Raw genomic sequence first — 1495 nt, 5'->3', positions numbered from 1 at the left:
GGCGATGGTGGATGCCCCGGGCCGGTCGCCCTCGTAGTTGCTGACGACGGGCAGGTCGACCTCGACGACCCGCGCGCCGCGCGCCTCGAGGTCGGCGCGCGCCGCCTGCCACAGCGCGATGACGCTGTCGCGGGTGACGATGCGGCGCCCGGTGGGGCCGCCGATCCCCGGGGATGCCGCGGTGCCGGCGTCGGGGTCGGCGTTGATGTACATGCGGGGCACGCCGACGGTCACTCCCCGCAGGACGTCGGTGCCGTGGGCGAGAGCGGGGTAGGAGGCGGGGCGCACGGCGGACGCCGCGGGGATCGTCACCCACGTCTGGGTGCGCCACAGGTCGCCGCGCGTCTCGGGGTCGTCGGCGACGATGACGTCGAGCACCTCGAGCAGGTCGGCCATCGTGCGGGTGTGGGGGACGACGACGTCCATCGTGGGCACGAGCGGCCAGTTGCCGCGCACCGAGATCACCCCGCGCGAGGGCGTGTAGGCGCAGAGCGCGTTGTGGGAGGCCGGGCCGCGCCCGCTCGACCAGGTCTCCTCGCCGAGCCCGAACGCGGCGAAGCTCGCGGCGGTCGCCGTGCCGGAGCCGTTCGACGAGCCGGAGCCGAACGGCGCCGTCAGGTGGTCGGCGTCATACGGGCTCTCGGCCCGCCCGTAGACCCCGCGCTGCATGCCGCCGTTGGCCATCGGCGGCATGTTGGTGAGGCCGAGGCAGATCGCGCCCGCAGCCCGCAGCCGCTCGATCGTGAACGCGTCACGCTGGGCGACGAGGTCGGCGAACGCGGGGCTGCCTGCCGCCGCGGTGAGGCCGCGCACCAGGTAGCTGTCCTTCGCGGTGTACGGGATGCCCTCGAGCGGCCCGCGTCCCTCGCCGCGGGCGCGTCGGGCATCGGATGCCGCGGCCTCCGCCCGCGCATCGGGGTTCGCCACGATGACGGCGTTGAGTGCGGTGGGGGTGCCGGGGGCGTCGTAGGCGGCGATGCGCGCGAGGTAGGCGTCGACGAGCGCGACGCTCGTCGTGCGGCCGTCCTCGAGGGCCGACCGCAGCTCGGCGATCGACGCCTCGACGACGTCGATCATGCCGACGCGCCGAGGGAGGGCTGCTGCTGAGTGATGCAGTGGATGCCGCCGCCCCGATCGAAGATCGGACGCGACTCGACCGACACGACGCGGCGGCCCGGGTAGGCCTCGGCGAGGATCGCCCGCGCGTCGGCGTCCGCGCGCTCGTCGCCGAAGCCGCACGCGATCACGCCGCCGTTGACGACGAGGTGGTTGACGTAGCTCCAGTCGACGACGCCGTGCGCGTCGCGGAGCGTCGACGGGGCGGGAAGGCGCACGATCTCGAAGGGGCGGCCCGCGGCATCCGTCTCGTGCGACAGCAGGTCGACGAGGTCGCGGGTGACCGCGTGGTCGGGATGCCCCGCATCCCGCTGGTCGTGCAGCAGCAGGCGACCGGGCGAGGGGATCGTGGCGACGATGTCGACGTGGCCCTTCGTGC

At 74.6% G+C, this 1495-nt stretch carries 2 protein-coding genes; both read right to left on the bottom strand.

The features are described from left to right. Positions 1 to 1077 (bottom strand): amidase (locus ASG00_RS02560; RefSeq protein WP_235559087.1); only part of this gene is annotated, 1077 nt, incomplete at its 3' end. Beyond that, the coding region (locus tag ASG00_RS16550) for an agmatine deiminase family protein (RefSeq protein ID WP_235559086.1) at positions 1074 to 1495 on the bottom strand (422 nt) is incomplete at its 5' end. The genes ASG00_RS16550 and ASG00_RS02560, both read right to left, overlap by 4 nt.

The organism is Microbacterium sp. Leaf351, assembly GCF_001423825.1.
Lineage (GTDB): Bacteria > Actinomycetota > Actinomycetes > Actinomycetales > Microbacteriaceae > Microbacterium > Microbacterium ginsengisoli.
Note: the sequence above shows the minus strand (reverse complement) of the source record. Positions and strands in the feature narration are given on the sequence as shown.